The sequence below is a fragment of the Streptomyces sp. NPDC057654 genome, from assembly GCF_042800135.1.
GTDB lineage: Bacteria > Actinomycetota > Actinomycetes > Streptomycetales > Streptomycetaceae > Streptomyces.
In genome coordinates, this window is the sequence record NZ_JBHVHQ010001410.1 from 1 (window position 1) to 1284 (window position 1284).

Genomic DNA, 1284 nt, shown 5'->3' on the forward strand with positions numbered 1-1284 from the left:
GTCCCGGTCCGGCGTCCGAGCGTCCGAACGTCCGACAAGGACCGTTATGTCGGGGTCCGTTATGCATCGTGATGTCGGAGCTATTGAAAAGTTGTGGGCTTCACGATGATCTTGGCCCCATGACGACGAACCGAAACGCGCCGGACATCCTCTCCCCGGAGTTCGCCGCGGATCCGTACAGCGCGTACCGCATCATGCGGGATGAATTCCCGCTGATCCGGCACGAGGCCATGCAGAGTTACATCGTCTCCCGGTACGACGACGTGGAGCGGGCCTTCAAGGACCCCGTGTTCACCACCGACAACTACGACTGGCAGCTGGAGCCCGCGCACGGCCGCACCATCTTGCAGATGAGCGGCCGCGAGCACGCCGTGCGGCGCGCCCTGGTGGCCCCCGCGTTCCGCGGCAACGCCCTCCAGGACCACTTCATGCCGGTCATCGAGCGCAACGCCCGTACCCTCATCGACGGCTTCCGGCACACCGGCCGGGCCGATCTCGTCGCCGACTTCGCGACCCGCTTCCCCGTCAACGTCATCGTCGACATGCTCGGCCTCGACCAGGGCGAGTACGAGCGGTTCCACCGCTGGTACACGGCGATCATCGGGTTCCTCGGCAACCTCTCCCAGGACCCCGAGGTGCACGCGGCGGGCGTCCGCACCCGTGAGGAGTTCGCCGCCTACATGCTGCCGGTCATCCGCGACCGCCGCGGGAGCCTCGGCGACGACCTGCTCTCCACCCTCTGCGCGGCGGAGATAGACGGTACGAGCATGAGCGACGAGGACATCAAGTCGTTCTGTAGCCTGCTGCTCACCGCGGGCGGCGAGACCACCGACAAGGCGCTCGCCGGCATCGTCCGCAACCTGCTCGACAACCCCGAGCAGCTCGCCGCCGTCCGCGCGGACCACTCCCTGATCCCGCTGGCCTTCGCGGAGACCCTGCGCTACACGCCCCCGGTCCACATGATCATGCGCCAGGTCGCCGAGGACGTGGAGATCGGCGGCGGCACGGTCCCCGCGGGTTCCACGGTCACCTGCCTGATCGGCGCGGCCGGCCGGGACGAGCGCCGGTACGCCGACCCCGACGTCTTCGACATCTTCCGCACCGACCTGAGCGCGAAGAACGCCTTCTCGGCCGCCGCCGACCACCTCGCCTTCGCGCTCGGCCGGCACTTCTGCGTGGGCGCGCTGCTCGCCAAGGCCGAGGTGGAGACCGGCATCGGGCTGCTGCTCGACGCGATGCCCGACCTGGCCCTGGCGGAGACCTTCCGCCCGGCCGAGCAGGGGC

1 protein-coding gene is annotated in these 1284 nt (G+C 69.1%); it reads left to right on the forward strand.

What is annotated here, in order from left to right:
- Window positions 1–119: 119 nt before the first annotated feature.
- On the forward strand, window positions 120–1284 hold a 1165-nt coding region (locus ACFU99_RS43995; protein ID WP_384404448.1), incomplete at its 3' end, for a cytochrome P450.